This window comes from Kushneria pakistanensis, from assembly GCF_014652795.1.
GTDB classification, from domain to species: Bacteria; Pseudomonadota; Gammaproteobacteria; order Pseudomonadales; family Halomonadaceae; genus Kushneria; species Kushneria pakistanensis.
Genome location: NZ_BMZM01000002.1, coordinates 183,930 through 209,918 on the forward strand (window position 1 = coordinate 183,930; position 25,989 = coordinate 209,918).

Consider the following 25,989-nt stretch of genomic DNA (forward strand, 5'->3'; position numbering starts at 1 on the left):
CTTTGATCAGACCCGAATATCTTCCGGCCCGCGTATCTCGGTCTCGATGCGCACGCCGGTGGCACGCTCTTCGTTGGAGAAGCCATCAAACGTGCTCAGATCACCGAAATCCAGTCCGGTCAGCGCCTCGATACGCGCCACGCTGCGCTGATACGTTCGATACTGACCGAACATGAAGCCGAGCTGATCCAGTCCGTCACCCTGCTCTATCATGTAGGCCGTCGCCGAGGCGCGACCGTCATCGCCCATGAAGGCCACCACCTTCCAGTAGGCCTCGGGAAGGCGGATGCCGCGGTAAACACGATCATCCGGATCGAGAACGGGGCCGGAGAACACCGTGATGCGCTGGCGATCGGCGCGGGCGTTCTCCAGCAGGTAGTCTTCAAGGCCCAGCCAGGTCTGCTGATTGAACCCCGCCAGCTGGGGCGTGGCGTTGGTAAAATAGAAGGTATCGTCGTTGGCCGTCTGTGCCTGCTCGCCCCAGTTGGGGTCGGTGCGGCGCACCAGATGGCCGCGATCGAGCGGGTTACGGCTGTAGATATCCGGACCGGCCTGCAGGTCACGAGCGATACGCGGATCAAAGCGCCAGTAATCGCTGCCGCGAGTAATGCTGACCAGCGCGCTGCCGTCGATATTGACCGCGGTAAACAGGGCAAGCCTGCGGCTTTGGGACATCACCAGTGAGAAATGGGTGTAATCAAGGCGCCCATCCTCACGCCCGGGCACCGGTGTCACGTCCTCGGCCAGCGCATCGGACGGCACCGGCAGTGCTACCGGCATATCCATCAGAAAATCCGGGTCAAAGCCGTCACGAGTGGCCAGCTCGGCCACCGTGGCGGCCCGGGCCGTGGGCGGCTCGGCCAGCGCCGTGGCGGCAGGGTCGATCAGGCGGCGCATATCGCGAAGAGCGGGGCGTTGTCTTGTGTCGGACATGAGGGCGCTTCCTGGCAGGTGATGTTTCAAGCTTGGCAGAGATGGCACTCAGGGCTGGACCGTTTCATGAGATCGAGTGAGATACTCATACAACGCATGCGCCGGCATCGGTCGGCCAAAAAGATAGCCCTGACCGAAGTGACAGCCCTGCTGCGTCAGATTTTCGGCCAGACGCTCATCCTCGATGCCCTCGGCCACCACTGCCATGCCCAGCGAGCGACCCATGGCGATCATCAGGCGCACCAGATTGTCCTGGCGAATCTCTTCGGCATCGAAAAAGGAGCGATCAATCTTGATCTTGTCGATATCCAGCCTAGCCAGATGGTAAAGCCCGGAATAGCCGGTGCCGAAGTCATCCAGCGACACGCGCACCCCCATATCGTGCAGTCGGCTCAGATTCTGCTGGACCACGTCCAGACGCTCAATGAGCACGTTTTCGGTAATTTCGACCTCTAGACGATCGGCCGGAAAGGCATGTGCCTCCAGCAGCGCCGCCATCTGCGCGGTGAAGTCCTCATCTTCCAGATAGGAGGCGGTGATATTGACCGCCAAAAAGGGCGCTCCGGGCCATTGGCGAGCGTCACGCATGGCAATGTCCAGAAGATAGCGGGTCATTTCCGGCATCAGCCCCAGGGTTTCAATCAGCGGGATGAACTCATCGGGCGGGACCAGTCCACGCTCGGGATGCTGCCAGCGGGCCAGAATTTCAACGCCCGCCGTTTTTCGGCTTTCAAGCGCCACCACCGGCTGATAAAACGGCACGATCTCGCCATGATCCAGTGCCTGGCGCAGGCGCTGTGCGCGGCGGGCCTCCTCCTGCTGTGCCTCGGTCAGACAGTCGCTTTGCATTCGTATCTGCTCGCCAGCCCGTCTGGCATCGTGCATGGCGCCGTAGGCCGTAGCCAGCAGCTGATCCGCCGTCAGGGCATGCAGGGGCGCGACGGCAATCCCGATGGTCGTGTCCAGCTGAACCCGTCGGTTACCGCAGACCAGCGGCTGCTTGACCTGGCGCTGCAGGGCCCGGGCCTGATCGAGCAGCTCACCTGCACTCAGGGCACCGGTCAGGGCAATCACGAACTCATCGCCTCCCGGCCGTCCCAGCAGCGGGTCGCCCACGGCCCGAATACTGCTGAGCCGATCGGCAATGCGACGCAGGGCATAATCCCCCGCCGTATTGCCGTAGGCGTCATTGATGGCCTGAAAGCCCTGAATATCGATGACCAGCAGCGCGGTCTGCTCCAGCTGGGGGTCCAGCCGGGCATGCAGCCGCGCCATGAAATAATGCCGATTCATCAGCCCGGTCAGGGCATCGTGCTGGGCCAGATGATTGCCACGCGCGCGCGCGGCCAGCAACTCGCGATAGCGATTTCGCAGCCGCCAGGTCAGCCGCAGGGATAAAAGACTCGGCACCACCATGGCAATGGCGGCAAAGGCAGTACAGGTCAGGATAAAGCGCCAGCGTGAGGCGTTATCAAGATCCGGAGGCGGTCCCCAGTTCAGAAGGCGAAAGACGTGTGCTTCCAGCCAGAACATCCAGATCAGGGCGATCAGAAAGAGGGTTACAAGCGTGGCCGCAAAGAGCACAAGCCCTTGGCGCAGGAGATAACCTTTGGTTCGCATGGGAAGAAGTACCAGAAGTCGCGAGCGCTGACTGACAGCAAATTGTTAAGGAACAACTAATGCTATGACAGACGTATCGGCCGCTACTTTAATCTTCTATACCCTGCGTTCATATCACTGGTTAAGTATTGCGCTGTGGCAAAGCCATTTTCTGATGCGAAAAACCGCGCCTGACACGTGCCGGCGCCGGTTTAATCAATGAAGGGTCAGGGGATGATCAGGCCCTTGAAAGCCGATTGATCTGACCGCGCATGCGCTCGCGCAGGGAGGGCGCCGCCAGCCGGTGCAGGTCATGCGGGGTACAGCGAATGACCCGGCCATGCATTCTGACCAGACAGTCATTGCCATCGGTACACACTGGATGGATATCGCGCTGTACAAGTCTTTCCATTTCCCGTGACGTCAGACCCAGCATGAGCGTTGCTCCGTGACCGTGGATGGCATCTATCGGGCGCAGCATGGCGAGCCCGGATGTCATCACGATGACGCGAAGATAACAGTGTCATGACTTCGATCGTCGACAGCGCTCGGAGCAGTAGATCACGTTGTCCCAGTCACGCGCCCACTTTTTGCGCCAGGTAAAGGGGCGGCCGCATACCGGGCAGGTCTTGGTCGGCAGGTCGGACTTCTTTCGCATCAGTTCAAAGGCGCCGTCACCGCGCTGGACGTCGAAGGCGTGCCGATCCAGTTCGAAATGCCAAGCCGGTCGGGGATCTCTTCATCGAGCAGGCGCGTCAGCGACAGGGCACTGGCCGAACGGCAGCCGCCATCATGCAAAAGCCTCGCCTGGCGCCCGTCACGACCGGTCCAGGTCACGGTGTACTGCGACATGTCGGTGACCCTTGGCCCGCAGTTGGTGGATTCACGCTGCTGGTTCATCACCGGCTGCCAGGGCGCAAGCGTACGCTGAAGCTGCGTGAACGCCTGTTCGCCGTTCTGACGGGCCTGCCGGCCGTAGACCTGCGTATGTTCCCGGCCCACGAAACGGGTCGTCCCGTCGGCGAGCACCTCTACCGAGTAGACCGGGCAGAAGCCGTGACAGGGGCCGACATCGTAGCGAATACTGGCCAGATCGCCGGCCGTCGGGGTTCGCCCGGTGTCGCTTCGCTGCGAGGGCTGTGTGTGATCACCGCCGGCGCAGCCCGCCAGCAGCAGTGCCGTACCCGCCAAAAACCCGGACGAGAAACAGGATTTCATACGCAGCTCCCTGAAGCATGAGTCATGGCCCCGTGGGTCACACGAGGCGGCATGGTTCAAGCGTAGTTCGTTACTCTCGGGTCCTCCCCGGCGGATGCAGGTTTTCGCCCCAGCGCGGCATGCCGTCGATCTCGATATCAAAGAGATCCAGCGCGCGCGCCACGCTGTGATCCACCATCTCCTCGAGCGTGGCCGGTCGGGCGTAGAAGGCCGGTACCGGGGGAAACAGGATGGCGCCCATCTCGGTCAGGCTGGTCATGGTGCGCAGATGCCCCAGATGCAGCGGCGTTTCCCGCAGCATCAGTACCAGCCGGCGCCGCTCCTTGAGTACCACATCAGCGGCGCGCGAAATCAGGTTGGTGGTTGTGCCGGTGGCGATCTCCGACATGGTCTTGATCGAGCAGGGGGCCACCAGCATTCCCAGCGTGCGAAAGGAGCCGGAGGCCAATGATGCGCCGATATCGCCCACCGGGTGTACCTCGTCGGCCAGTGCAAACAATTGCTCGCGACTGATGCCGGTTTCATAGCGCCGGGTCAGCTCGGCAGATTTGGACACCACCAGATGGGTCTCGATATTCAGCGGCCTGAGCAGTTCCAGGGCGCGCGCGCCGTAGACAAAGCCGGTCGCACCGGTAATGGCAATGATCAGACGGCGGGGGGTCATCAGGGCTCCCTGGGGTCATGAAAGAGTGTCATGAAAGAACGCGTGAGCGCCCATTGTAGCCGGGCACGGCGTCATTCACATCGAAGCCGGGCACCGACTCATTCACACCGTTGCAGCCTGTGGTCACGCGACAGCTCAAACACGGCAAGGTCCTCGGCCAGCATCAGCGTGGCGCCAAAGTGCTCACGCGCTTCCTGCTCGATCTCGTCAATGCAGTACGCCGATCCCGGGCGACTGGCGTAGCGCGGACTGAAATGGGTCAGGATCAGCCCGGCGAGCCCTGCCCTGTCGGCAAAGGCGGCAATGCGGGCGGCACTGCTGTGGCCATGATCCGTACCCTGACGAGTGATCACCGCCTCGGTATAGGTCGCCTCATGCACCAGCACGTCTGCCTCGCGGCAAAACGCTGTCAGAAGATCCGGCGTATCGTTGTCGCCGGCCACCACCAGCCGCCGCGGCGTGCGCGAGGGCAGGCGATAGTCGGCGCCGTCGAGATGGCGCCCCTGATCGTCGGTTACCGTCTCGCCGCGCTGAAGCCGGCCCCAGATCAGGCCCGGGGCGATCCCTTCCGCCATGAGCAGCGCCGTATCCAGCGATGCCTCGACATGACGCTCCTCGAACGCGTAGGCGTAGCACTCGACGCCATGGGACAGGGGCGTGGCGCGCACGGTGACATCGGCAAGGCTCAAGGGCGTATCAACCAGCGTTGAGGCCTCGATGTAGATCAGCTCGAAATCGAAAAAAAGCCCGGTGGTGGCCTTCATCGCCTCGATATATTCCCAAACGGCCGGCGGCCCCACCAGCGTCAGCGGCGCCCGGCGTCCGGCCATCGAGGCGCTGGCCAAAAGCCCGGGCAGGCCGTAGCAGTGATCGGCGTGAATATGGGTGATCAGAACCGCCTCGAGCCGGGCCAGACTCAGGGGCGTGCGCATCAGCTGATACTGGGTGCCTTCACCGCAGTCAATGAGATACCAGCGCCGCTGCCCTTCGGGCTGCAGGGCCAGCGCACTGACATGGCGGGTTCGGGTGGGCATGCCGGCCGAGGTGCCCAGAAAACGCAGTTGCATGGCGATGACCTCGTGGTATTAAGCAGAGTGTGATGATGGCAAACATGTCAGACGCTATGCTGGGAAACATCGCAACGACAACCTGTCACAGGAGTAGATCATGAAACACTGGATCATGCCGGCTCTGCTGGCCGCCGGACTGAGTGGCGCCGGCGCGCAGGCCGACCAGGTCGACCCGGCCGCCAATCCGCTGCTGACCGACAAGTGGCAGTCGCGCCCGCTGGTCATGGTGACGCCGAGTGCCGACAACAGCGATTACGAGCGCATGCGCGGCATTGTCGAGACGCAGCGCAATGCCTTTAACGACCGTGACATGGTGCTCTACACCGTGGAAGACGGCGCGGGCATGAAGGAAGGCGAGCGCCTGACCGAAGCCGAAACCGGCGCCCTGCTCTCCTCATTGGGTCTGAACGCCAGTGGGCCATTGACTACGGTGCTCATCGGCAAGGATGGCGGCAAGAAGGTGCAGCAGGAGGGCTTTGTCGACCCCCGCCAGCTGTTTGATACGGTCGATAACATGCCGATGCGTCGCGCGCGTCAGTAGGCCGTCACGGATAAAACAACCAGGAGGGTCACCCATGCGCTGCGCGATTCTTGATGACTATCAGCATGCGGCGCAGGCCATGGCCGACTGGACGCGTCTCGAGGAGCGCGTGGCGATCACGGTCTTTCACGACCATGTTGACGATGAAGATACGCTGATTGAGCGGCTCTCGCCCTTTGACGTGATTGTCATCATGCGCGAGCGCACGCCCTTTCCGGCCCCACTGTTGTCACGTCTGCCGAATCTGAAACTGCTGATTACCTCGGGGATGCGCAATGCGGCCATCGATATCGAGGCGGCGCGCAAACGCGGTGTTACGGTGTGCGGCACCGACAGTCACCCCGCGCCGCCCACGGAGCTTGCCTGGGCGCTGATACTGGGGCTGGCGCGCCATCTGCCGGCCGAGCATCACCACTTCACCACCAATGGTCCCTGGCAGAGCACGGTCGGCATGACGCTGGCGGGGCGCACGCTGGGCATCATGGGGCTTGGGAAGATCGGTACGCGCATGGCACACATCGCGAAGGCCTTTGATATGGAAGTACTGGCCTGGAGCGAACATCTCACCCAGGCGCGCTGTGATGAGGTCGGGGTAACGCTGGCCAAATCGAAACGGGCATTGCTGAGCGAAAGCGATATCGTCTCGATTCATCTGGTGCTGAGTGCACGCACCCATCATTTGATCGATCGACAGGCGCTTGAATGGATGTCGCCTTCGGCACTTTTGATCAATACCTCACGCGCTGCCATCGTCGACCAGGCCGCGTTGGTCGAGGTGCTGCAGGACGACCGGATAGCCGGTGCGGGGCTGGATGTGTTCGAGCAGGAGCCGCTGGCGTTCGATCATCCCCTGCGCCGGCTGCCCAATGTGCTGGCCACACCGCATATCGGCTATGTCAGTGATACCAACTATCGCACCTGGTTTGGCCAGGCCATCGAGAATATCGAGGCCTGGCTTGCGGGCACGCCGATCAGAAGGCTCTGAGACTACCCCTGACGCGGGATAATGTCGCTGTCCACGTCCTGCGAGAACCGGCGGGTCTCGTTGGCAAAATCATAAAAGCCGGGCTTGTCCTTGATGTAGATTTCTTCGGTCATCACCATGGGTGACTGGTCATCAAAGGTGCCGGCCGTGAACGCATAGGCGTTGTCAGGCGTATGGCGAAAATAGAGCTGGCTGCCGCAGCGCAGACAGAAGCCGCGCTCGCCCTGCTCGGAGGAGTGATAGATCCCTACGGGCGAGGCGTCATCAAACACCGGCTCGCCGTCACAGACGACGCCCAGCATGGGCCCACCCGTAGCCTTGCGGCATAACGAACAATGGCAGACGTGCACCTCGCCACCATGACGTACCGTAAACCGCACCTGGCCGCAGAGGCAGCCACCTGCCCTTTCCGTAATGTCGGTCATGATCTCTTCCTTGAAGGCCTTACCCGGTAATGCAGCCACTGCCGGACGGTGATCAGTGTCTGCGCCAATCGCGTTGTCATTAAGCACCGTATCACGGTGTCAGTCTCTGGAGATCCAGTATGAGACATCAGCAACCTCTATATTCATGGCAAATGATAAAAGTGTCATGTGCTTTCTCACCATACAGACGCCCCAATGCCGGTGGCCTGCTACGCTCAAGGGGAGAATTGTTGTCCTGATCACTCCGGGAGCCACCCATGAGCATGGAACTGTATCTGTTGGGCTGGACGCTGGTGCTTGCCATCGTCCAGATCCTGCTGCCTGCGATGTATCGCAATCGCGAGACCGGCATTGACTACAATGCCGGCCCGCGCGACAAGGAAGGCCCACCGATGGGGGTGGTGACGGCGCGGCTGTTTCGTGCCCAGAAGAATCTGTTTGAAACATTGCCGCTGTTTATCGGCGCCATTCTGATCGCCCACGTCGGCCTTCAGGAAGGCGCGATGACGGCCTGGGGCGCGTGGCTCTATTTCCTGGCCCGTGTGGCCTACGTTCCCCTTTATGCCATGGGCATTCCCTACGTGCGCTCAATGGTCTGGGGCGTCAGCCTGCTTGGGCTCGTGCTGGTGGTACTGGCGGTCATCTTCTAGACCGCGCCTTTTCTGCCTGATTGATGGATCAAAAAACGCCCGGCACATGGCCGGGCGTTTTTAATGTCGCGACAAGCAGTGGTCAGGCGTCGGAAAAGTAACCGGAAGGACATGAAAAATGCCGCCTCGATGGGCGGCATTTTGGGAGATTTGCGGTTTCGGCCGACTATCAGGCGGAAACGCGATGCCCGATCTGGTGATCATTGATGGGGCGGCTCTCGCGGGCCATCATGAGCGTCAGTGTTCTGGACTTGTTCAGCGTCTGCATGGCAAAGGACGGTGCGTGAAGGTCGTTCCAGTGACCAACCGTGTCCAGAAATTCGCCACACTCGGAGCAGGTAATTTCATCCCACTCGTTGCAGGTGTCCATCGGAGCGTTCTGATCGTGACCACAGCGTGTGCAGGAGATGTAGTGTGTCATGACTCGGTTCCTTCCCTGGTGATGTTACCGCCCGTCCTGGGCGATATGGTTGGCAATCCTTGCCTTTGGCCATCCTGGCCGATATCTGCGGCAGTCCCTGCCGTGGCGTTCCTCGCCGTACTGATCAACGTCCCTGTCGATCCCGGGTCAGCGTCCGTGCTGACCGTGTGAACACACTTTGGCATAGCGCCATTCAATGTACAAGGGTTGTACATTATAATTTTTTGTAAACATTAAACCCGGGTTAGGAAAACGTTTCTGCATGTTTTTATGTGACATTTTGAAGAACATACGTCAAAAACTGACCCACGTTTCTCTCAACTTGTACAACACTGTTTTCTAACCCTCCTGGATGCCCTTCCGCCATGGCGTCAACAGGACATGCAGGGCCCATGCTTGCGGCGAAAGGTATCGGGGTAATCCAGTACAAGCCCCTGATCATCGACTTCCAGCTGCGCCGTGAAGCCGCTATCGAGGCCTTCATAGCGCCAGCCCCGGGATGACAGGCGCGTATAGCGCTGGCGCGCGATGCTTAAGGTCAGCGCCGGAACGGACAGTAGCGCAACCCTCAGGGTCGACGACTCGCCGATACTCAGGCCCAGCCGTCGAATGGGTAGCGTGTTGGTAAAGGGGGTGGCCGCAATATCAATATCGATACAGCCTGTCAGTGATGACAGCAGCACCTGCTCATCGCGCCACCACTGCCCGTGCCCATCGATTGAAAGATGGCATTCCCGCCCATCCGTCAGCCGGGCCGATAGCCGCTGAAGTCGCCAGTGCACATCCAGCTGCAGTCGATAGGTCAGTTGCCAGGGAGCGCCAGCGTGGCGACCTTCCACACGGCTGGCGGCGTCAACACCGTCACTGCCGATATGCAGCCGCAAATGTTCACTGCCCTGGTGATCCCAGCCGGTCCAGCTGCTCTCTCGCTGCATATGTCTTCTCCCCTCACCGATCGGATCTACCCCATTTTTGAAGTCCTGCCGAGATTTTCAGGGCCAAAGGAATCCGGCAGCAGGGTATCCATGTCATAGCACTTCATGGGCAGGCCCTGACCATCGACCACCACGATCTCGGTATCGGGGGCGGCAAACTCACGAATACGCTGGCGACAGTCGCCACAGGGGGTGCAAAGCCCGTCCCCCGGACCAATGACATAGATCGTGCGAATTTCGCGCTCGCCGTGGGCGATCAGCGCGGCAATGGCACCGGCCTCGGCACACAGTCCCTTGTAGTTGGCACTCTCGACATTGCAGCCGGTGTAGACGGTACCGCTTTCACTGATCAAGAGCGCCCCGACCGGATGGTTCGAATAGGGCGCATAGGCGTTGTCGCGCACGCCAATGAGCTGCTGACGCAGACTTTCGGGCAGCGGGGGGAGAACGGACTCGGTCATGGGAGGCTCCTGATAATGATGGCCGGGCATTGTCGCAGCACACGCGTGTCGGTAACAGCAGCGCAATGCAAGGCTGGCAGCGACACTGTTACCTGTCGCCATCAGAACGCTGTGCCTTCTTGCGGGCATCACTCGGGTCGCCCATGCCCTCCCCGGCGACGCAACGGGAACAGGCTGCCGGCCGCTGTCGGGTCAGGATGGTGGGTCACCGGATCGACTGACGCCCTACAGACACGACAGCACGTGCGCCCTGCAGCGGCACTGTCGTGAAGGAGATAACTGCCATGGTTAGTACGCCTCATGATGCTGCATCCCATCACTCGCGTGGGCTGACGCTGGCGACCGTCGGAATTGTCATCCTGAGCTTCGATAGCCTGCTGGTGCGGCTGGCAGTGACCGACGGCTGGAATATCGCCTTCTGGCGCGGGGCATTGATGGCGCTCGTCATGGGGCTTTTCTACTGTCAACGCCGGCGACTGGCGACACTCAACGCCCATCGCGGAGTTTCGCTGGTCTCCGCCGGACTGCTGGCCGCAATTTCGCTTTTGTTCGTGATGGCGGTGATGCACACCCGCGTGGCCAACGTGGTGGTAATTCTGAGTACAGCGCCGCTGTTTGCAGCCATCCTCACCCGGCTGTTTCTACAGGAGCGGGTGGCGGCGAGAACCTGGGTCGCGATCGGCCTTGCCATGCTGGGGCTGATCATCGTCTTTGCCGGGTCGCTGACCGGTGATGGCCTGCTGGGGGACGTCTACGCACTGGGCGCTGCGATGGCGGTCGGCGCCAATCTGACGCTTTTGCGGCGCTACCCGATGCTGGACCGGCTGCCCCTGATCGCCGGCGGCGGCGTGATCACGGCCATTATTGCCTGGCCCATGGCGACGCCACTGGCGCTGAGCACCCAGAGCTACGCCGTGCTCGCCATCATGGGCCTTTTGCAGATGCCACTGGCCACGGCGCTGATCAACAACGCCACCCGCTATCTGCCCTCCGCCGAGGTGGCACTCTTTTACCTGGTCGAGGCAATTCTCGGCACGCTGTGGGTCTGGTGGCTGCTCGGTGAAAACCCGCCGGGCGCGACCCTCTACGGCGGCCTGCTGACGCTGGTGACACTGCTCGTCAATGCCTGGCTGGGACTGCGAAAGCCCGGAGCGCGTTGGATAACGGGCACTTCCCGGCCCAGGTAATTCAACCGGAAAGCGTCAACCGCAATGCCGCTTGAGCACTTATGACGTCAACGCCATGTCCGGATCCATCGCGGACTCAAATGCGCCAGCGTCACGACGCCCCTGAAACTGCTCGGGCCGGGTAACGGCCTCCAGCAGTTGCCGGGCGTTCGGCTGCCAGAGCACGATGTCCAGCGGGCCGCGCGGGGCAAACTTCAGTGACTTGCGCTTTTGCACCAGTGCCATCACCGGCACATCGAGTGCCGCACCGATGTGCAGCGGTCCCGAATCCGGGCTGATCAGGTAGCGGGCATGATGCAGCATGGCAGCAAAGATGCGCAGCGGCCGGGGGCGACAAAGCGCGCCGTATTGACCACGGGCCATCTGCTGCTCGAGTACCGCGGCATGGCGCAGTTCCTCGGGGCCGACAAACACCACGTAGCGCTGCCCAGCCGCTTCCAGTGCGTCGAAACTCTCCTGCCAGAAGCTCAGCGGCAGGCGCTTGTCGAGATGCCCGCCAACGAACAGGGCCACGAAGGGCGTCGCGTGGCCGGCGTCATCGAAATCGATGCCCAGCTCTTCCAGCTCGCCGCGGCCGATGCTGCGCTCGCCGTTGCTCAATCTCATCAGCGGGTGGTTACGGCAGGGTGTGGCTAGTGCCCGGGCGAACATCTGCGGGATGTCATAGGCGTGATCCTGATCGCCCCGCACTTCGATATCAAACCAGTGCTGGCCGCGCTTGCTCTTGCCCATGGTGTAGCGGCTATTGATACAGCGCACGAAGATCAGTCCGGTCAGTGAGCTGGGACCGGCCTGCACGGCCAGATCATACTGCGTCCGGCGCAGGCGTTTGATCATGGCAATAAAGCGCCACGGGCGCAGGATGCAGTCGCGTGACAAGGTCAGCACATGATCCAGGGGCTGATGTCGAAACAGCGTGCAGGTATTGTCGGTCGTGAGAAGGTCAATGCGGGCATCGGGAAAACGCTGTCGAAACGTGTCGATAACAGGCGACATGATCAATGCGTTGCCAATACGGTAATTGGGCCGCACCAGCAAAATTCTTAAAGGGCCCTGGAGATTTTCAACCTCGACTGCATCGTTTTTTTGAAGATATTTTGTGATGAGAAAGGTCATGCCACGTCGTGCACTTTTCTCGATCTTCTGCGCTGTTTTCTTGAGTACCGTATTGGTGCGAATCGCTGTTTTCAGAGACATCACATCACCTGATCATGCCTGCCATTGCGAGGTTAACCCTTCGCAATCATTAATGATTTATTAAATGAAATCCGCGTTTTTACTGACATTTAAAGACCACATTGACAGACACTTGTTCCACGATACAAATAGCATTTTATAAAAATAGTCATGCTAAAATGAAGGAAATATTAAAAATGACGATCTCCCTTCCTTTCTTGTTTTCGTCGCTTTTATCCCCCCCTGAAAATAATGAAAGCAAACAATGTTTTTAAATAATGTCGTCTCATAAAAGGCGCCTCGGCCATGATTCCCCGCCATTGACACGACGACGTTAGCCATATCAGGCAGGTACCGCCCGGCTACACGTCCAGCGGTGAAAGACATGACGCGCTGTCTAACGCTATGCTGAAGTTCATCACAGGCATGGGGGGAACGAATCTTGACTACAGGCAAGAAGGTGGAACGCGACGTTGATTGCTGGCTGACCGATATGGACGGTGTGCTGGTGCATGAGAACAAGGCCATTCCGGGCGCTGCCGAGCTGATCGATCAGTGGCGGGAAAAGCAAAAGCCCTTTCTGGTCCTGACCAACAATTCGATCTATACCCCGCGTGATCTTAGCGCCCGTCTGGCGCGCAGCGGCATCGATGTGCCCGAAGAGCAGCTCTGGACCTCGGCGCTGGCGACCGCAGCCTTTTTAAAGGATCAGTCGCCCAATGGTTCAGCCTTTGTCATTGGCGAGGCCGGCATCACCACGGCCATGCATGAAGCCGGCTTTGTGATGACCGACACCGACCCGGACTACGTGGTGCTGGGAGAAACGCGGACCTATTCCTTCGAAGCCATTACCCGCGCCATTCGCCTGATCAACGATGGTGCCCGCTTTATTGTCACCAACCCGGACGTCACAAGCCCCAGTCGGGAAGGGCCGCTGCCGGCCACCGGCGCAGTGGCGGCGCTGATCACCAGCGCGACCAGGCGCGAGCCCTATGTGGTCGGCAAGCCCAACCCGATGATGTTTCGCTCGGCGCTCAACAAGCTGGGGGCTCACTCCATGCGTACCGGCATGATCGGCGATCGCATGGATACCGATGTGGTGGCCGGCATCGAGGCCGGGTTGCATACCGTGCTGGTACTGACCGGCATTGCCGACCGCTCCGAGGTCGAGCGCTATCCGTATCGGCCCAAGGAAATTCTTGATTCGGTGGCGGATCTGCTCGAGGACGACAAGCGCACGCAGAATACGAAAAAGGATGACGGCGATGGCAGGAAAGCCGGGAGCAAAAAGTAGGCCGTCCTTCAGGCCGCATTTTGTCACGCAGGGCGCCTGAACTCCTTGCTCAGCTACTGCGCCCGCGCTGAACCTTCAGGGCGGGCGCATGCTATTTTTTCGATGCCAAACGTTCATTTTATGCCCTTGCCCTGCAGGAATTCGAAGCAGATGCTGGGTTCATTCCTGACTTTTGGAGAACTCCCATGCTGACCCTTCGCCCCGGCAATGAGCGCGGCCACGCTGATCATGGCTGGCTCGAGAGCTACCACTCCTTCTCCTTTGCCGGCTATGTCGACCCCAACCATGTGCATTTCGGCCCCCTGCGGGTGATCAATGAAGATCGCGTCGCCCCCGGCGGTGGCTTTGGTCAGCACGGTCATCGCGACATGGAGATCTTTTCCTACGTGCTGTCCGGTGAGCTGGCCCATCGCGACACGCTGGGCAACGGTTCCAGCATTGGCCCGGGACGTGTGCAGTTGATGACCACAGGCACCGGCGTGGAGCACAGCGAGTTCAATCACTCGAACAGTGAGCCGGTGCACTTCCTGCAGATCTGGCTCTTCCCCCGCGAGCGGAATCTGGCGCCGCGCTACAGCGAGGCGGACTTTCCGCCCGAGTCAAAGCGCGATCAGCTGCGGCTGATCATTTCACCGGATGGTCGCAACGGCTCGCTACGCATCGAGCAGGACGCCTTCATCCATGCCTCGCTGTTGGACGGCGATACCGCCCTGACCCATGAGCTCTCGCCTGGCCGGCGTGGTTACGTGCATCTCGTTCGCGGCGCGCTTGAGGTCAACGGCCACGCACTTGAAGGCGGCGATGCGCTGATGCTGGAAGATGAGGCACGCATCGAGCTTGCCCGTGGGCGTGACGCCGAAGTGCTGGTTTTCGATCTTCCCTGAACCGTTGATCTGCCCTGAATCGACAAGGGGGCTTGTTGTGTTCGATGATCACGCCAGATCATTGCTATAACCGCATTGCCACAACAGCGAGGGCGTCATGTCAGCATCGAAGCAACCGGCATCCAGCAGGGCCACCGTCTACAACTACGGATCGATCAACATCGACCATGTCTATCGCGTGCCACACCTGGTGCGCCCGGGCGAAACACTGTCCAGCACCGACTATCAGATCGTGCTGGGGGGCAAGGGCGCCAACCAGACCATCGCGCTGGCCCGTGCCGGCGGCCGTGTGGCCCACTGGGGCCAGCTGGGCAGGACAGATGACTGGGCGCTGGAAACGCTGGAAAGTGCCGGGGCTGACATCACGGATGTGACACTGCTGGAAGGCTCAAGCGGTCATACCGTGATTCAGGTCGATGACGCGGGCGAAAATGCCATTGTGCTGTTTGGCGGCACCAATCAGCGCTTCACTTCCGAGCGCATCGAGGCACTGATCAAGAACACCGACAATGAGGGCTGGCTGCTGCTGCAAAACGAGTGCAACGATATTGACGCCGTCATTCGTCAGGCGCTGGATCGGGGCCTGAAGGTCGCCTTCAACCCGGCGCCGATGACGCCCGCCATTCGTGACCTGCCGCTGACCGAGCTGTCACTGCTGTTCGTCAATCGCGGCGAGGCAGCCGCGCTGGTGGATCTGGACGAAGACAGCGATGCCGATGCCCTGATCAGGGCGCTGCAACAGGCCCTGCCGGGCGTCAATATCGTGCTCACGCTCGGCTCGGAAGGCGCCTGGCGCATTGACGGCGAACGCCATGACCCCCTGTATCAACCGGCCCGGCCGGTACAGGCCGTGGACACCACCGGCGCCGGCGACACGTTTATCGGCTACTACATGGCCGCCCTGCAGGCGGGCCGCGACGACGCCACCTGTCTGGAGCGGGCCACCGCGGCAGCGGCGCTGGCCGTGCAGCGTGCCGGGGCGGCGACCGGTATTCCTGTTGTGGATGAGGTCGAGACCTTTCTACAGATCGCCGGTCGGCCTGAATAATTCCCGGGCGCTGACACAAGCGCATTAAAAAAGGCCCCGCCATGAGCGGGGCCTTTCGTTTTGTGTCTCTACAGCGCCAATGCCTACTGCTGCGTCAGCTCGCCGAGCATGGTCTCGATCAGATCCATGCCTTCATGAAGCACCTCATCGCTGATGGTGACCGGCATCAGAAAGCGGATCGTGTTGGCATAAATCCCGCAGGACAGCAGGATCAGGCCGCGCTCGCGGGCGGTTTTGCAGAGTTTTCCCGCCAGCTCGGCATCGGGTTCGCCATCGGCACGGACCAGATCAAAGGCCGCCATGGCGCCCAGATGGCGCGAGTGACGCACACAGTCAAACGCGCCCTCAAGCTTCTGGAAGCGCTCACCGAGCTTTTCGCCCAGCGCGCGGCTTTTCTCGAGAATGTTCTCTTCCTCGAACACGTCCAGCACCGCCAGCACGGCTGCACAGGAGACCGGGCTGCCGGTGTAGGTACCGCCCAGCGAGTTGCCGCCCGAGGCGTCCATGATGCGATCAGTGCCCACCACGGCCGAAATCGGCATGCCACCGGCCATGCTCTTGGCCATGGTCATGATGTCGGGTTCGACGCCGGTATGCTCGATGGCAAACATTTTGCCGGTACGGCCGAAGCCGGACTGCACTTCATCCACGATCAGCAAAATGCCGTGCTCGTCGCAGATCTCGCGCAGCGCCTTCATGAAGCTCGGGGAGGCGGCGTGAAAACCGCCCTCGCCCAGCACCGGCTCGATCACGATCGCGGCGGTGTCCTTCGGGTTGGCATCGGTCTTGAAGGTCATCTTCAGCCCGCGCAGCGCGTCTTCCTCACTGACACCGATCGACTCGACCGGATAGGGCGCGCGATAGACCTGTCCCGGCATGGGGCCGAAGTCAGTGCGATACGGCGCGACCTTGCCGTTCATCGCCATGGTCATGAAGGTACGCCCGTGATAGCCGCCGGTGAAGCAGACCACGCCGGAGCGTCCGGTGGCCGCACGCGCCACCTTGACCGCGTTTTCCAGCGCCTCGGCGCCGGAGTTGGCCAGCATCACCTTGGCATGCCCGCGCACCGGTGTAATCTGGCTGAGCTTCTCGGCCACCTTCACGTAGCCTTCATAGGGCATAACGGTCTGGCAGGTATGCATGACCTTATCGAGCTGCGCCTTGACCGCCTCGACCACCTTCGGATGGCGATGACCGATATTGAGCACACCAATCCCGCCGGCAAAGTCGATAAAGCGCTTGCCCTCGACATCCCACAGCTCGGCATTCTCGGCGTGGTCGGCAAAATGGCTGTCGCCACTGGCGGCGCCGTTGGCCACATAACGCTTTTTCAGATCATTGAGTTCATTGTTATTCATCTTCATCTCCTTTGATGTGCAGCGATCACAGCCCGCCAAGGCAGACATACTTGAGTTCGGTAAACTCCTCGAGTCCGTGATGTGAACCTTCCCGACCCAGCCCTGACTCCTTGATCCCCCCAAAGGGCGCCAGTTCGGTCGAAAGCAGCCCTTCATTGACGGCGACCATGCCGTACTCCAGCGCCTCCATCACCTGCCAGATGCGCTTGTAGTCGCGGGCATAGAAATAGGCCGCCAGGCCAAAGGGCGTATCGTTGGCCATGGCGATGGCCTGTTCATCCTGGTCAAAACGAAACACCGCGGCCAGTGGTCCGAAGGTTTCCTCATGGGCCACCGCCATGTCGGACGTCACATTGGCCAGTACCGTGGGCGCATAAAAGGTGTGGCCCAGCGCATGCGCTTCACCGCCTTCCACCAGCCTGGCACCCTTGTCGAGCGCATCACTGACGTGCGCGCTGACCTTGTCCACGGCCGCCTGGTTGATCAGCGGCCCGATGATCGTGCCTTCTTCCAGACCGTTGCCGACCTTGAGCTCGCGCACACGAGCGGCCAATTTCTCGACAAAGGCGTCATAAATGCCGGACTGCACCAGAAAGCGGTTGGTGCATACGCAGGTCTGACCGGCGTTGCGGTATTTCGAGGCAATCGCGCCTTCGACGGCCGCGTCGAGATCGGCGTCATCAAAGACGATAAAGGGTGCGTTGCCGCCAAGCTCCATGGCGGTCTTCTTGACCGTGGAGGCACACTGCGCCAGCAGCTTCTTGCCCACCGGGGTGGAGCCGGTGAAGGAGACCTTGCGTACCCGCGGGTCGGTGGTCAGTACCTCGCCTACCGCCACCGGGCTTTTGGCCGTGACCACGTTGATGGCCCCCCTGGGAATGCCGGCCTCCAGCGCCAGGGCGGCAAGCGCCAGCGCGGTCAGTGGGGTCGCCTCGGCGGGCTTGATCACCACCGTGCAGCCGGCGGCCAGCGCCGGCGCGCACTTGCGGGTGATCATCGCCAGCGGAAAGTTCCAGGGCGTGATGGCCGCCACCACGCCGATCGGCTCGCGCATGACCAGAATGCGCTTGTCGGCCCCGTGCCCGGGCAGGGTTTCACCGGCAATGCGCTTGGCCTCTTCGGCGTAGAACTCGATAAACGAGGCGCCATAGCCGACTTCCCCGCGGGACTCGGCCAGCGGCTTGCCCTGTTCCAGCGTCATCAGTCGCGCCAGCTTGTCGGTGTTTTCCACCACCAGATCAAACCAGCGGCGCAGCAGGCGTGAGCGTTCCTTGGCCGGCACCTTGCGCCAGTCAGCCAGTGCTGCATCGGCGGCGGCCACGGCGTCACGGGTGTCATCAGCGCCCAGATCCGCCACTTCGGCCACGAGCTCACCGGTGGCCGGGTTGTTTACTGCAAAGCGCTGCGCGCCTTCGATCCAGTGTTCACCGATCAATGCGCCGGCGCGTTGTGTCCTGAATTCGATATCAAACATGTCTTGACCTCATGGGTGTGATGTCAGCGGTGATAGACGTCCTGCATGACCCTGTCGCTGAAGGCACGCCCGTAACGATTGAGCGCAAAGAGATACATCGCAAGCCCCAGCACCATCCAGCCCCCGAACACGCCCCACTCGATACCGGTCAGCGCTGACGGGCTGCCCGGCAGATAAAGACACGCCATGACCAGTGACAGGATGACCGCCAGTGTCCCCACGACCCGGCCATTACCTACCCTGAAAGGCCTGTCCATGTCGGGGTCACGCTTTCGCAGCACCAGAAAGGAGAGCGCCACAAATAGATAGGCAATCACGATGCCAAGACCGCCGGCATCCACCAGCCAGACCATGGCCGGACGACCCAGAAAGGGTGCGATCGTCGACAAAAGCCCCATCATGATGATGGCGTTGGTGGGCGTCTTGTACTTCGGGTGCAGCCTGCCCAGAAAGGCCGGCAGCATGCCCGAATGCGCCAGGGCGTAGATCGCCCGCGACCCGCCGATATAAAACGCGTTCCAGCTGGTGATGATGCCCGCGATACCGGCCAGCACCATCAGCTTGCTACCCCAGACGCTGCCCACGACGGCGGCCATGGCATCCGGCACTGACAGCGACGTGCCCTGCAGCGCGTCGTGATCGAGCATCAGACTGGTCCCCAGCACGATCAGCGCGTACCAGATCACCGCCATCAAAACCGAGGCGATCAGCACCTTGCCGATGTCGCGATAGGGCAGATCGATCTCCTCGGCAGCCTGGGGAATCACGTCAAAGCCTACAAACAGAAAGGGCACCATGATCAGCACCGCCATGATGCCGCCGACAAATCCACCGCTGGCCTCGTGATTGAACAGCGGCGTCATGTTGGCTGCCTCGCCGGTGAACAGTGACCCGGTCACGAACAGCACACCCGCCACCAGAATCAGACCGGTCACCAGCTTCTGGATCAGGGCCGCGGTGGTGATACCGACATAGTTGATTGCCATCATCACCAGTGAGCCGACAACGCCGACCGCGACCCAGCTGGCCTTGACGTCCCAGCCGGCCACCGTCCAGAGATGCCCCACGTCATAGCCGGGAAAGAGCTGTTCGACCACGGTGGGCAGGGCCACCGCTTCAAAGGAGACCACGCTCATGTAGCCCAGCACGATGCTCCAGGTGCAGACAAAGGAGGCGAAGTGCCCCAGCGCGCGGTAGCTGTAGACGTGCTCACCGCCGACCTTGGGCATGGCCGAGGCCAGTTCGGCGTAGGTCAGGCCGACCAGCAATACGGCAATGCCGCCGATGATGAAGGCAATGATCGCGCCAAGGCTGCCGGCATCGAGAATCGCCCCACCGGTCAGGACGATCCAGCCCCAGCCGATCATCGCGCCAAAGGCCAGGGCCAGCACGTCAGCGCGTGCCAGAACGCGTACCAGTTCTCGTGGTGTTGTGGTGCTCTGCATGGATTGTTCCATCATTGTTATGGTCATTCAGGGCGATGGGAGTCTCTGTCCGGCCGGGCCGTCTTGTTATCTCTCCCTCTCACACGCTACCACTGTGGCGCGCCAGGTACGTGAACCACTTGGGTGTTCAGGTAGACCACTGCCTGATGCGACGACCATAATGGCCTTCTCTCCCGTTACTTCAGCCCGGACTCGTATCATGCAGCGATCTGTCGAAGAGGCCCTGAGTGATCTCGAAGCGGCCTGGCAGCGCCAGCCCGAGCGGCTGAGCAAGCAGGTACGCTTGGAGCAGGCCCTGACCACGCTGATCGAGCTGCAGTGGGTCGACGGCCAGCGTCTGCCGGCCCATCGCGATATCTGCCAGCGGCTGGGCGTGGCGCGCAATACGCTGGCCGGCGTCATCGAGCTTTTACAGTCACAGCATCTTCTGACCACCCAGCACGGTCGCGGCAGCTGGAGCCGGCGCCCCGATGCCGCTTCACCGCTTTCGCCGACAACGGCGGTATCGCTGTCACAGCGTGCGCAACGAATTTTGAGCACGACCGGTGCCAGTGCGATCCAGAGCGGTGCCTTCGTGCCCGGCATTCCCGATATCGCGCGCTTCCCCATGCGGCGCTGGCGCGCGCTTTACGCCACCCTGACCGTACCGCACAACGCCCTGCTGCTCTCCTATTCCAGCGGTGGCTATGGCCCGCTCAAGCGCGCGATCGCCGACTTTCTCCGCCGCGGTCGCGGCATCGAGTGCGCCCTGGAGCAGATCATCATCACCGATGGCACCCACCACGGGCTGGAGCTGTGTGCGCTGGCGCTGGCCGATCACGGCGACCGCGTCGTGATGGATTCACCCTGCTACTGGGGCGCACGCAACGTCTTTCAGGCGACAGGACTTGCGATTTCCCAGTGCCACTGGCAGCCCGGCGCGGGCTATCAGGACCTGCAGGCCATGGCGCCCTCGCCACGCATCCTGTATCTGACCGGCGCGCGCCACTACCCCTTGAGCGTGCCCATGCCGATCGAGGACAAGCGCGCACTGGTCGAGCATCTGTCACCGGCGATCATCATCGAGGATGACTACGAGTTCTTTGATGTTCACCATCGGGGGCTGCTCTTTTCCCCTGATGACGGCCACGCCATTCTGGCCGGATCATTTTCCAAGCTGATGTTCCCGGGGCTGCGGCTCGGATATCTGGTGGTGCCCCGCGCGCTGAGCGGTGCCATCAACCGGGTACGCAGCGAGGTATTTCGTGAAGGGCGCATGCTGGATCAGGCAGTACTGGCGCAGTTCATGGCCGATGGCGACCTAGACCGCTGGTGCCGGCGCATCAACCGGGCGTATCTGACACGCCAGCAGACCCTGCATGACCTGCTGACCGGGCTGCCGGGCATTATCGATATCTCGCCGCCGGCCGGCACCATTACCCTGTGCGTGACGCTGGCCCCGGAGATCGATGATGTACGCCTGACGCGCTATCTGCTCAATCACTACCGTCTGGTGGTCAAGCCGCTCAGCCCGGTCTGCGCGGACGATGACCCACGCCGCGGGCTGGTGCTGGGCATCGGCATGGTCGAGGGCGAGACGCTGGAGCGTCTTGGACAGCAGCTGGCCGAAGGCATTCGTGCCTTTATGACCACACGCTGATGTGATCACGCAGACACCGTGGCATGATCAGACCATCCGCTCTCTGACATGGAGGCACCATGGTGCAGCAGCCCCCCTTGACCGCGCCCCCGCCGCTGATCTGTTTTCAGGGCAACTGTGCCGGCCGCAATCCTCATGGCATGACCGGCGCCCTGGCGCTGGCGCAGCGTCTGGCAGACGTTCTCGGGATTCCCCTGCAGACGCTCGGCGCGCCGGGCCAGGCGCTGTCGGGCAGCTGGCAGCAGGTGCTGGCGGCTGTCACTCCCGATCTGGTATCACTGGCCCGATGCATGGAAAAGACACTTTCCGAAGGCAGGCGTCCCGTGCTGACCATGAGTCGCTGTGCCGGCGGCATGGCGACCCTGCCGGTGATCGCACGGCATCATCCGGATGCCTGCATCGTCTGGTTCGACGCCCATGGCGATCTCAACACCCCGGAGACCTCCGAGTCGGGCTATCTCGGCGGCATGGTAATTGCCGCGGCAGCCGGACTCTGGGAGAGCGGACTGGGCAGTGACCTGTCGCTCGCTCAGGTGATTCTGGCGGGCGCTCACTGGCTGGACCCCGGCGAGCAGGCGTTGATCGATGACAAGCGTCTTTGCCACCTGTCCCCGACGCATCTAAACGCCGAATCGCTGCAGCACGCCATTGCCGGGCGTCCGGTCTATATTCATCTCGACTGCGACGTGCTCCAGGCCGGCGTCGTACCCAGCGATTATCAGATCGAGAGTGGCCTTGCGCCTGACGCCCTGGCCGAGCTCATGACCGCCCTGTCTCGAGAAGACATCATCGGAATGGAAGTGGCCGAGCTGGAATCGCACTGGCCGGACGATTCGGCGCCGGCAGATCTGACGGTGCTGGTGGAGATATTGATGCCGCTGGCCAGAAAGCTCCTGTCGGATGAGGTGACATGCGCGCCCTGATCCACGATTTCGAAACCGCCGGCGGCCGGGCACGCGAGTGTGGCGTGGTGCAGCTGGCAGTCATGGGTGGAGCGGTGGGGGACGATGGCGCCTTCGATATCCGTTGGCAGTCCTGTGCCAACTATCATCCCGGCGGGCCGATCGACCCGATCACCACCCAGGTGCACGGGCTGCATGATGAGGATGTCGCCCACTGCCCCGACTATCGCCGTGCCGTGCCCGAGGTTTACCGGGAGGCCGCGCGACAGGGATTTGATGCGCTGGTGATCGGTTTCAGCAATACCAGTTTTGACAACGTGATTGCCCGCCGGCTGGGCTATCGCCCAAAACGCAGCCTGGATCTCTTCCTTCCTGCCTATCGGCTGAAAAAGCGCGACGGCCTGGAAAGCGCTTCATTGGGCAACACGTACCGTGAACTGACCGGTCAGGAACCCGTTAACGCCCATGACGCGCTGTTTGACGCGCGCATGACCGCTGCGCTGATCCCGCCACTGATGGCACGTTTTGGTTTTACCGACTTTTCAACCTTTCTTGACTGGGCCACGACCGGCCAGCCGGTACCCGGCATACGCCTGCGCTTTGGCCCGGCGCGCGGCCAGACCATCGAGTCACTTGATGATGACGCCCTGACCCGGGCGCTGAACGGCTGGCGCGGCGGCAATATTGATGTGCACGCCTCGCTTGAGGCCGAGTATGCAAGGCGTGGGCTTGCAGCACGGCCCGAACAGGGGCAGCTTTTTTAGGTGATTGAATGGTAACGGATCACGTCATGACACCCGTCATTCAGGAAGAACCCACTGGCTGCGGCATCGCGGCCTGTGCCGCGCTGGCCGGGCTGGATTACGAGACCGCGCGAACCCGGGCAGCCGCCCTGGGCATTCACGCCAGTGATCGCACACTGTGGTCGCAAACGGTGCATGTCAGAAGGCTGCTGGCGTCTTTGGGTATCGAAACCATTGAGGGCGAGCAGCCCTTTACCGATTGGGAGGACCTGCCGGACCGGGCGCTTTTGGCGATCAAGTGGCGACGCATCGACGGCGTGCCCTTCTGGCACTGGGTGGTGTTCATGCGCACCGAACGGGAAAGTGTCGTGCTGGATTCAAAGGCGGCACTCAGACACCACATGCGCCGCGATTTTGGCCGCATAAAGCCAAAGTGGTTTATCGAGGTTGACTCCCGGGCATAAAAAACCGGAGCGCGAGGCTCCGGTTGGATCACAAAGGGGTGTGACCGGATCAGATATCCAGATTCGCTACCAGCGCGTTCTGCTCGATGAAGTCACGACGCGGCTCGACCTCATCACCCATCAGGGTGTTGAACATCATGTCGGCGCCAATGGCGTCCTCGATGGTGACCCTGAGCATGCGGCGGCTGTCCGGGTCCATGGTGGTTTCCCACAGCTGGTCCGGGTTCATCTCACCCAGCCCCTTGTAGCGCTGGATGCTGAAACCACGGCTGGCCTCGGCCATCAGCCAGGTGAGGATGTCGTGGAAGTTCTCGACCGGCTTTGAACGCTCGCCGCGGGCAATATAGGCGCCCTCTTCCAGCAGACCGTCAAGCGCCTGATTGAGCGCCACCATGGCGGCGTAGTCGGCGGACTGGAAAAAGCCCAGCCCCAGCGGATAGTCGGTTTCCACCCCATGAGCGGTCAGCATCGCCGCCGGCAGGAAGAGGCCACGCTCTTCGTTTTCGACCAGCCGGAAGGTATAACGCGGGCCACCGGCGTAGGCAATGCGCTCGTCCAGATCGACCTGCAGGGCTTCGATCCAGCGCGTCATGGCCGCCTTGTCCCCCAGCATCTCCTCACTGACAGCGTCGGCGTAGATCAGACGCTTGAGGACATCCGCCGGATAGACGCGTGCCAGACGGTCCAGACGATCCATCACGTCACGGTACTGGTGCACCAGCTTCTCGAGATGCTCACCGCCGATGCCCGGAGCATCAGCGTTGACGTGCAGCTGCGCACCATCGAGGGCCGTCGTGGTCAGATGCTGGATCAGCGCCGCCTCATCCTTGAGATACATTTCGTTCTTGCCGCGCTTTATCTTGTACAGCGGCGGCTGGGCGATAAAGATGTGCCCGCGCTCGATCAGCTCCGGCATCTGACGGAAGAAGAAGGTCAGCAGCAGCGTGCGGATGTGCGAACCATCCACGTCGGCGTCGGTCATGATGATGATCGAGTGATAGCGCAGCTTGTCGGCGTTGAACTCTTCGCGACCAATGCCACAGCCCAGTGCGGTGATCAGGGTGCCGACCTCGGCCGAGGAGAGCATCTTGTCAAAGCGCGCCTTCTCGACGTTGAGGATCTTGCCCTTGAGCGGCAGGATCGCCTGGGTACGACGATCACGCCCCTGCTTGGCGCTGCCGCCAGCCGAGTCGCCCTCGACCAGGTAGAGCTCCGAACGGGTCGGGTCCTTTTCCTGGCAGTCGGCCAGCTTGCCGGGCAGCCCGGCGATATCGAGCGCGCCCTTGCGGCGGGTCATCTCGCGCGCCTTGCGTGCAGCGTCACGGGCACGGGCAGCGTCAATCATCTTGTTGACGATCGCCTTGGCGTCAGCGGGGTTTTCCAGCAGATAGTCGGAGAGCTGGCGGCTCATCTCCTGCTCGACGGCCGTTTTCACCTCGGAGGAGACTAGCTTGTCCTTGGTCTGCGAGGAGAACTTCGGGTCGGGTACCTTGACCGAAATGATCGCGGTCAGACCTTCACGGGCATCATCGCCGGAGGTTGCGACCTTGGATTTCTTCTGCAGCTCCTCGGCCTCGATGTAGCTGTTGAGGCTGCGGGTCAGCGCACCGCGGAAGCCTGCCATGTGCGTGCCGCCGTCGCGCTGCGGGATGTTGTTGGTGTAGCAGAAGATGTTTTCGCTGTAGCTGTCGTTCCACTGCATCGCCACTTCTACCGCGATGCCATCCTCGCGCTCGGCATTGAAGTGAAACACCGGATTGATGGTGGTGCGATTGGTGTTGAGGTGATCGACAAAGGCGCGCAGACCACCCTCATAGTGGAACAGCTCCTCGCGGCCGTCACGCTCGTCGAGCAGGCGAATCGCCACGCCGGAGTTCAGAAACGACAACTCCCGCAGACGCTTGGCCAGGATATCGTAGTGAAACTCGATATTGGCGAAAGTGTCGGCCGAAGGCTTGAAGTGAATCTGGGTGCCGGAGCGTTCGGTATCGCCTACCACCGCCAGCGGCGACTGCGGCACGCCGTGATGGTAGACCTGCTCGTGAATCTGGTTCTTGCGCCAGATGGTGAGCTTGAGCTGCTCGGAGAGCGCGTTGACCACCGACACGCCCACGCCGTGCAGTCCACCGGACACCTTGTAGGAGTTGTCGTCGAACTTGCCGCCGGCGTGAAGCACGGTCATGATCACTTCTGCCGCCGATACCCCTTCGGAGTGGATATCGGTCGGAATGCCACGGCCGTCATCGGAGACGGTCACGGACTCATCAGGGTGGATAACGACCCGGATTTCGCTGCAGTGGCCGGCCAGTGCCTCGTCGATCGAGTTATCGACGATCTCGAACACCATGTGGTGCAGGCCGGTGCCATCATCGGTATCGCCAATGTACATGCCCGGGCGCTTGCGTACCGCGTCCAGTCCTTTAAGAACCTTGATACTCGATGAGTCGTAAGCCTGTGGTTCGCTCATTGATGC

27 protein-coding genes are annotated in these 25,989 nt (G+C 61.5%); 11 read left to right on the forward strand and 16 right to left on the reverse strand.

Annotated elements, in window-relative coordinates:
• Nucleotides 1–6: 6 nt before the first annotated feature.
• The 7 genes from IE123_RS06290 to IE123_RS06320 all read right to left on the reverse strand — a co-directional run bounded on the left by IE123_RS06290 (nt 7) and on the right by IE123_RS06320 (nt 5,481).
• Nucleotides 7–933 (reverse strand): DNA/RNA non-specific endonuclease, encoded by a 927-nt coding sequence (locus tag IE123_RS06290; protein ID WP_189516255.1) that lies wholly within the window; start codon nt 931–933, stop codon nt 7–9.
• Nucleotides 934–981: 48 nt separating this feature from the next.
• Nucleotides 982–2,553, reverse strand: coding sequence for a putative bifunctional diguanylate cyclase/phosphodiesterase (locus IE123_RS06295; RefSeq protein ID WP_189516257.1), 1,572 nt, complete (start codon nt 2,551–2,553; stop codon nt 982–984).
• A gap of 217 nt (nt 2,554–2,770) precedes the next feature.
• A complete protein-coding gene (locus tag IE123_RS06300; protein WP_189516259.1) occupies nt 2,771–2,968 on the reverse strand; it encodes a hypothetical protein in 198 nt (65 codons plus the stop codon).
• Nucleotides 2,969–3,055: 87 nt separating this feature from the next.
• Nucleotides 3,056–3,190 carry a DUF2256 domain-containing protein gene (locus IE123_RS16260; protein ID WP_189516260.1) on the reverse strand — a complete coding sequence of 45 codons (135 nt, stop codon included), beginning with the start codon at nt 3,188–3,190 and terminating at the stop codon, nt 3,056–3,058.
• Nucleotides 3,190–3,750, reverse strand: coding sequence for a DUF6438 domain-containing protein (locus IE123_RS06310; protein WP_189516261.1), 561 nt, complete (start codon nt 3,748–3,750; stop codon nt 3,190–3,192). Before IE123_RS06310 ends, IE123_RS16260 begins: the two co-directional genes overlap by 1 nt.
• Before the next feature lie 70 nt (nt 3,751–3,820).
• Nucleotides 3,821–4,414: a UbiX family flavin prenyltransferase gene (locus tag IE123_RS06315; protein ID WP_189516262.1), complete on the reverse strand. Its 594-nt coding sequence runs from the start codon at nt 4,412–4,414 to the stop codon at nt 3,821–3,823.
• A 98-nt stretch (nt 4,415–4,512) separates the two neighbouring features.
• A complete protein-coding gene (locus IE123_RS06320; RefSeq protein ID WP_189516263.1) occupies nt 4,513–5,481 on the reverse strand; it encodes a ribonuclease Z in 969 nt (322 codons plus the stop codon).
• Between the two features lie 100 nt (nt 5,482–5,581).
• Between IE123_RS06320 and IE123_RS06325 the strand changes: the two genes are divergently transcribed.
• Entirely contained in the window at nt 5,582–6,025 is a 444-nt protein-coding gene (locus tag IE123_RS06325) for a DUF4174 domain-containing protein (protein WP_229819638.1), read from the forward strand.
• 34 nt (nt 6,026–6,059) lie between these two features.
• The gene (locus IE123_RS06330) at nt 6,060–7,010 is read left to right on the forward strand and encodes a D-2-hydroxyacid dehydrogenase family protein (RefSeq protein ID WP_189516264.1); all 951 of its coding nucleotides are present in this window, start codon (nt 6,060–6,062) and stop codon (nt 7,008–7,010) included.
• Between the two features lie 2 nt (nt 7,011–7,012).
• Here the strand turns inward: IE123_RS06330 and IE123_RS06335 are convergent, their stop codons facing one another.
• The gene (locus tag IE123_RS06335) at nt 7,013–7,435 is read right to left on the reverse strand and encodes a GFA family protein (protein ID WP_189516265.1); all 423 of its coding nucleotides are present in this window, start codon (nt 7,433–7,435) and stop codon (nt 7,013–7,015) included.
• A gap of 257 nt (nt 7,436–7,692) precedes the next feature.
• On the opposite strand from IE123_RS06335, the gene IE123_RS06340 reads away from it, so the two are divergent.
• A complete protein-coding gene (locus IE123_RS06340; RefSeq protein WP_189516266.1) occupies nt 7,693–8,085 on the forward strand; it encodes an MAPEG family protein in 393 nt (130 codons plus the stop codon).
• Between the two features lie 169 nt (nt 8,086–8,254).
• Here IE123_RS06340 and IE123_RS06345 read toward each other — a convergent pair whose 3' ends face one another.
• The 3 genes from IE123_RS06345 to cdd all read right to left on the reverse strand — a co-directional run bounded on the left by IE123_RS06345 (nt 8,255) and on the right by cdd (nt 9,902).
• Complete coding sequence (locus IE123_RS06345) at nt 8,255–8,506, reverse strand: hypothetical protein (protein WP_189516268.1); 252 nt, start codon at nt 8,504–8,506, stop codon at nt 8,255–8,257.
• Between the two features lie 371 nt (nt 8,507–8,877).
• The gene (locus IE123_RS06350) at nt 8,878–9,441 is read right to left on the reverse strand and encodes a putative glycolipid-binding domain-containing protein (RefSeq protein WP_189516270.1); all 564 of its coding nucleotides are present in this window, start codon (nt 9,439–9,441) and stop codon (nt 8,878–8,880) included.
• Between the two features lie 26 nt (nt 9,442–9,467).
• Nucleotides 9,468–9,902: a cytidine deaminase gene (gene cdd / locus IE123_RS06355; RefSeq protein WP_189516272.1), complete on the reverse strand. Its 435-nt coding sequence runs from the start codon at nt 9,900–9,902 to the stop codon at nt 9,468–9,470.
• Nucleotides 9,903–10,186: 284 nt separating this feature from the next.
• Here cdd and IE123_RS06360 point away from each other — a divergent pair, with 284 nt between their 5' ends.
• Nucleotides 10,187–11,089, forward strand: a complete 903-nt coding sequence (locus IE123_RS06360) for a DMT family transporter (protein ID WP_189516274.1) — start codon at nt 10,187–10,189, stop codon at nt 11,087–11,089.
• 39 nt (nt 11,090–11,128) lie between these two features.
• Here IE123_RS06360 and IE123_RS06365 read toward each other — a convergent pair whose 3' ends face one another.
• The gene (locus tag IE123_RS06365) at nt 11,129–12,286 is read right to left on the reverse strand and encodes a glycosyltransferase family 9 protein (RefSeq protein WP_189516276.1); all 1,158 of its coding nucleotides are present in this window, start codon (nt 12,284–12,286) and stop codon (nt 11,129–11,131) included.
• Nucleotides 12,287–12,707: 421 nt separating this feature from the next.
• Between IE123_RS06365 and IE123_RS06370 the strand changes: the two genes are divergently transcribed.
• The 3 genes from IE123_RS06370 (at nt 12,708) to IE123_RS06380 (ending at nt 15,491) form a co-directional block, all read left to right on the forward strand.
• A complete protein-coding gene (locus IE123_RS06370; RefSeq protein WP_229819639.1) occupies nt 12,708–13,559 on the forward strand; it encodes an HAD-IIA family hydrolase in 852 nt (283 codons plus the stop codon).
• A 185-nt stretch (nt 13,560–13,744) separates the two neighbouring features.
• Nucleotides 13,745–14,443 (forward strand): pirin family protein, encoded by a 699-nt coding sequence (locus IE123_RS06375; protein WP_189516278.1) that lies wholly within the window; start codon nt 13,745–13,747, stop codon nt 14,441–14,443.
• A gap of 97 nt (nt 14,444–14,540) precedes the next feature.
• Nucleotides 14,541–15,491, forward strand: a complete 951-nt coding sequence (locus IE123_RS06380) for a ribokinase (RefSeq protein ID WP_189516280.1) — start codon at nt 14,541–14,543, stop codon at nt 15,489–15,491.
• Nucleotides 15,492–15,574: 83 nt separating this feature from the next.
• Here IE123_RS06380 and gabT read toward each other — a convergent pair whose 3' ends face one another.
• The 3 genes from gabT to IE123_RS06395 are packed head-to-tail and all read right to left on the reverse strand — an operon-like array spanning nt 15,575 to nt 19,768.
• On the reverse strand, nt 15,575–16,849 hold the full coding sequence (gene gabT / locus IE123_RS06385; RefSeq protein ID WP_189516282.1) for a 4-aminobutyrate--2-oxoglutarate transaminase: 1,275 nt from the start codon (nt 16,847–16,849) through the stop codon (nt 15,575–15,577).
• Between the two features lie 25 nt (nt 16,850–16,874).
• The gene (locus IE123_RS06390) at nt 16,875–18,323 is read right to left on the reverse strand and encodes an NAD-dependent succinate-semialdehyde dehydrogenase (RefSeq protein WP_189516284.1); all 1,449 of its coding nucleotides are present in this window, start codon (nt 18,321–18,323) and stop codon (nt 16,875–16,877) included.
• A gap of 23 nt (nt 18,324–18,346) precedes the next feature.
• Complete coding sequence (locus tag IE123_RS06395; RefSeq protein ID WP_189516286.1) at nt 18,347–19,768, reverse strand: APC family permease; 1,422 nt, start codon at nt 19,766–19,768, stop codon at nt 18,347–18,349.
• Nucleotides 19,769–19,967: 199 nt separating this feature from the next.
• On the opposite strand from IE123_RS06395, the gene IE123_RS06400 reads away from it, so the two are divergent.
• The 4 genes from IE123_RS06400 to IE123_RS06415 are packed head-to-tail and all read left to right on the forward strand — an operon-like array spanning nt 19,968 to nt 23,516.
• Entirely contained in the window at nt 19,968–21,407 is a 1,440-nt protein-coding gene (locus IE123_RS06400) for an aminotransferase-like domain-containing protein (RefSeq protein WP_189516287.1), read from the forward strand.
• A gap of 59 nt (nt 21,408–21,466) precedes the next feature.
• On the forward strand, nt 21,467–22,330 hold the full coding sequence (locus IE123_RS06405) for an arginase family protein (protein ID WP_189516289.1): 864 nt from the start codon (nt 21,467–21,469) through the stop codon (nt 22,328–22,330).
• Entirely contained in the window at nt 22,318–23,073 is a 756-nt protein-coding gene (locus tag IE123_RS06410; protein WP_189516291.1) for a 3'-5' exonuclease, read from the forward strand. Before IE123_RS06405 ends, IE123_RS06410 begins: the two co-directional genes overlap by 13 nt.
• 26 nt (nt 23,074–23,099) lie before the next feature.
• Nucleotides 23,100–23,516: a hypothetical protein gene (locus tag IE123_RS06415; protein WP_189516293.1), complete on the forward strand. Its 417-nt coding sequence runs from the start codon at nt 23,100–23,102 to the stop codon at nt 23,514–23,516.
• A gap of 49 nt (nt 23,517–23,565) precedes the next feature.
• Here the strand turns inward: IE123_RS06415 and gyrB are convergent, their stop codons facing one another.
• Nucleotides 23,566–25,983, reverse strand: coding sequence for a DNA topoisomerase (ATP-hydrolyzing) subunit B (gene gyrB / locus IE123_RS06420; protein ID WP_189516295.1), 2,418 nt, complete (start codon nt 25,981–25,983; stop codon nt 23,566–23,568).
• Nucleotides 25,984–25,989 lie beyond the last annotated feature (6 nt).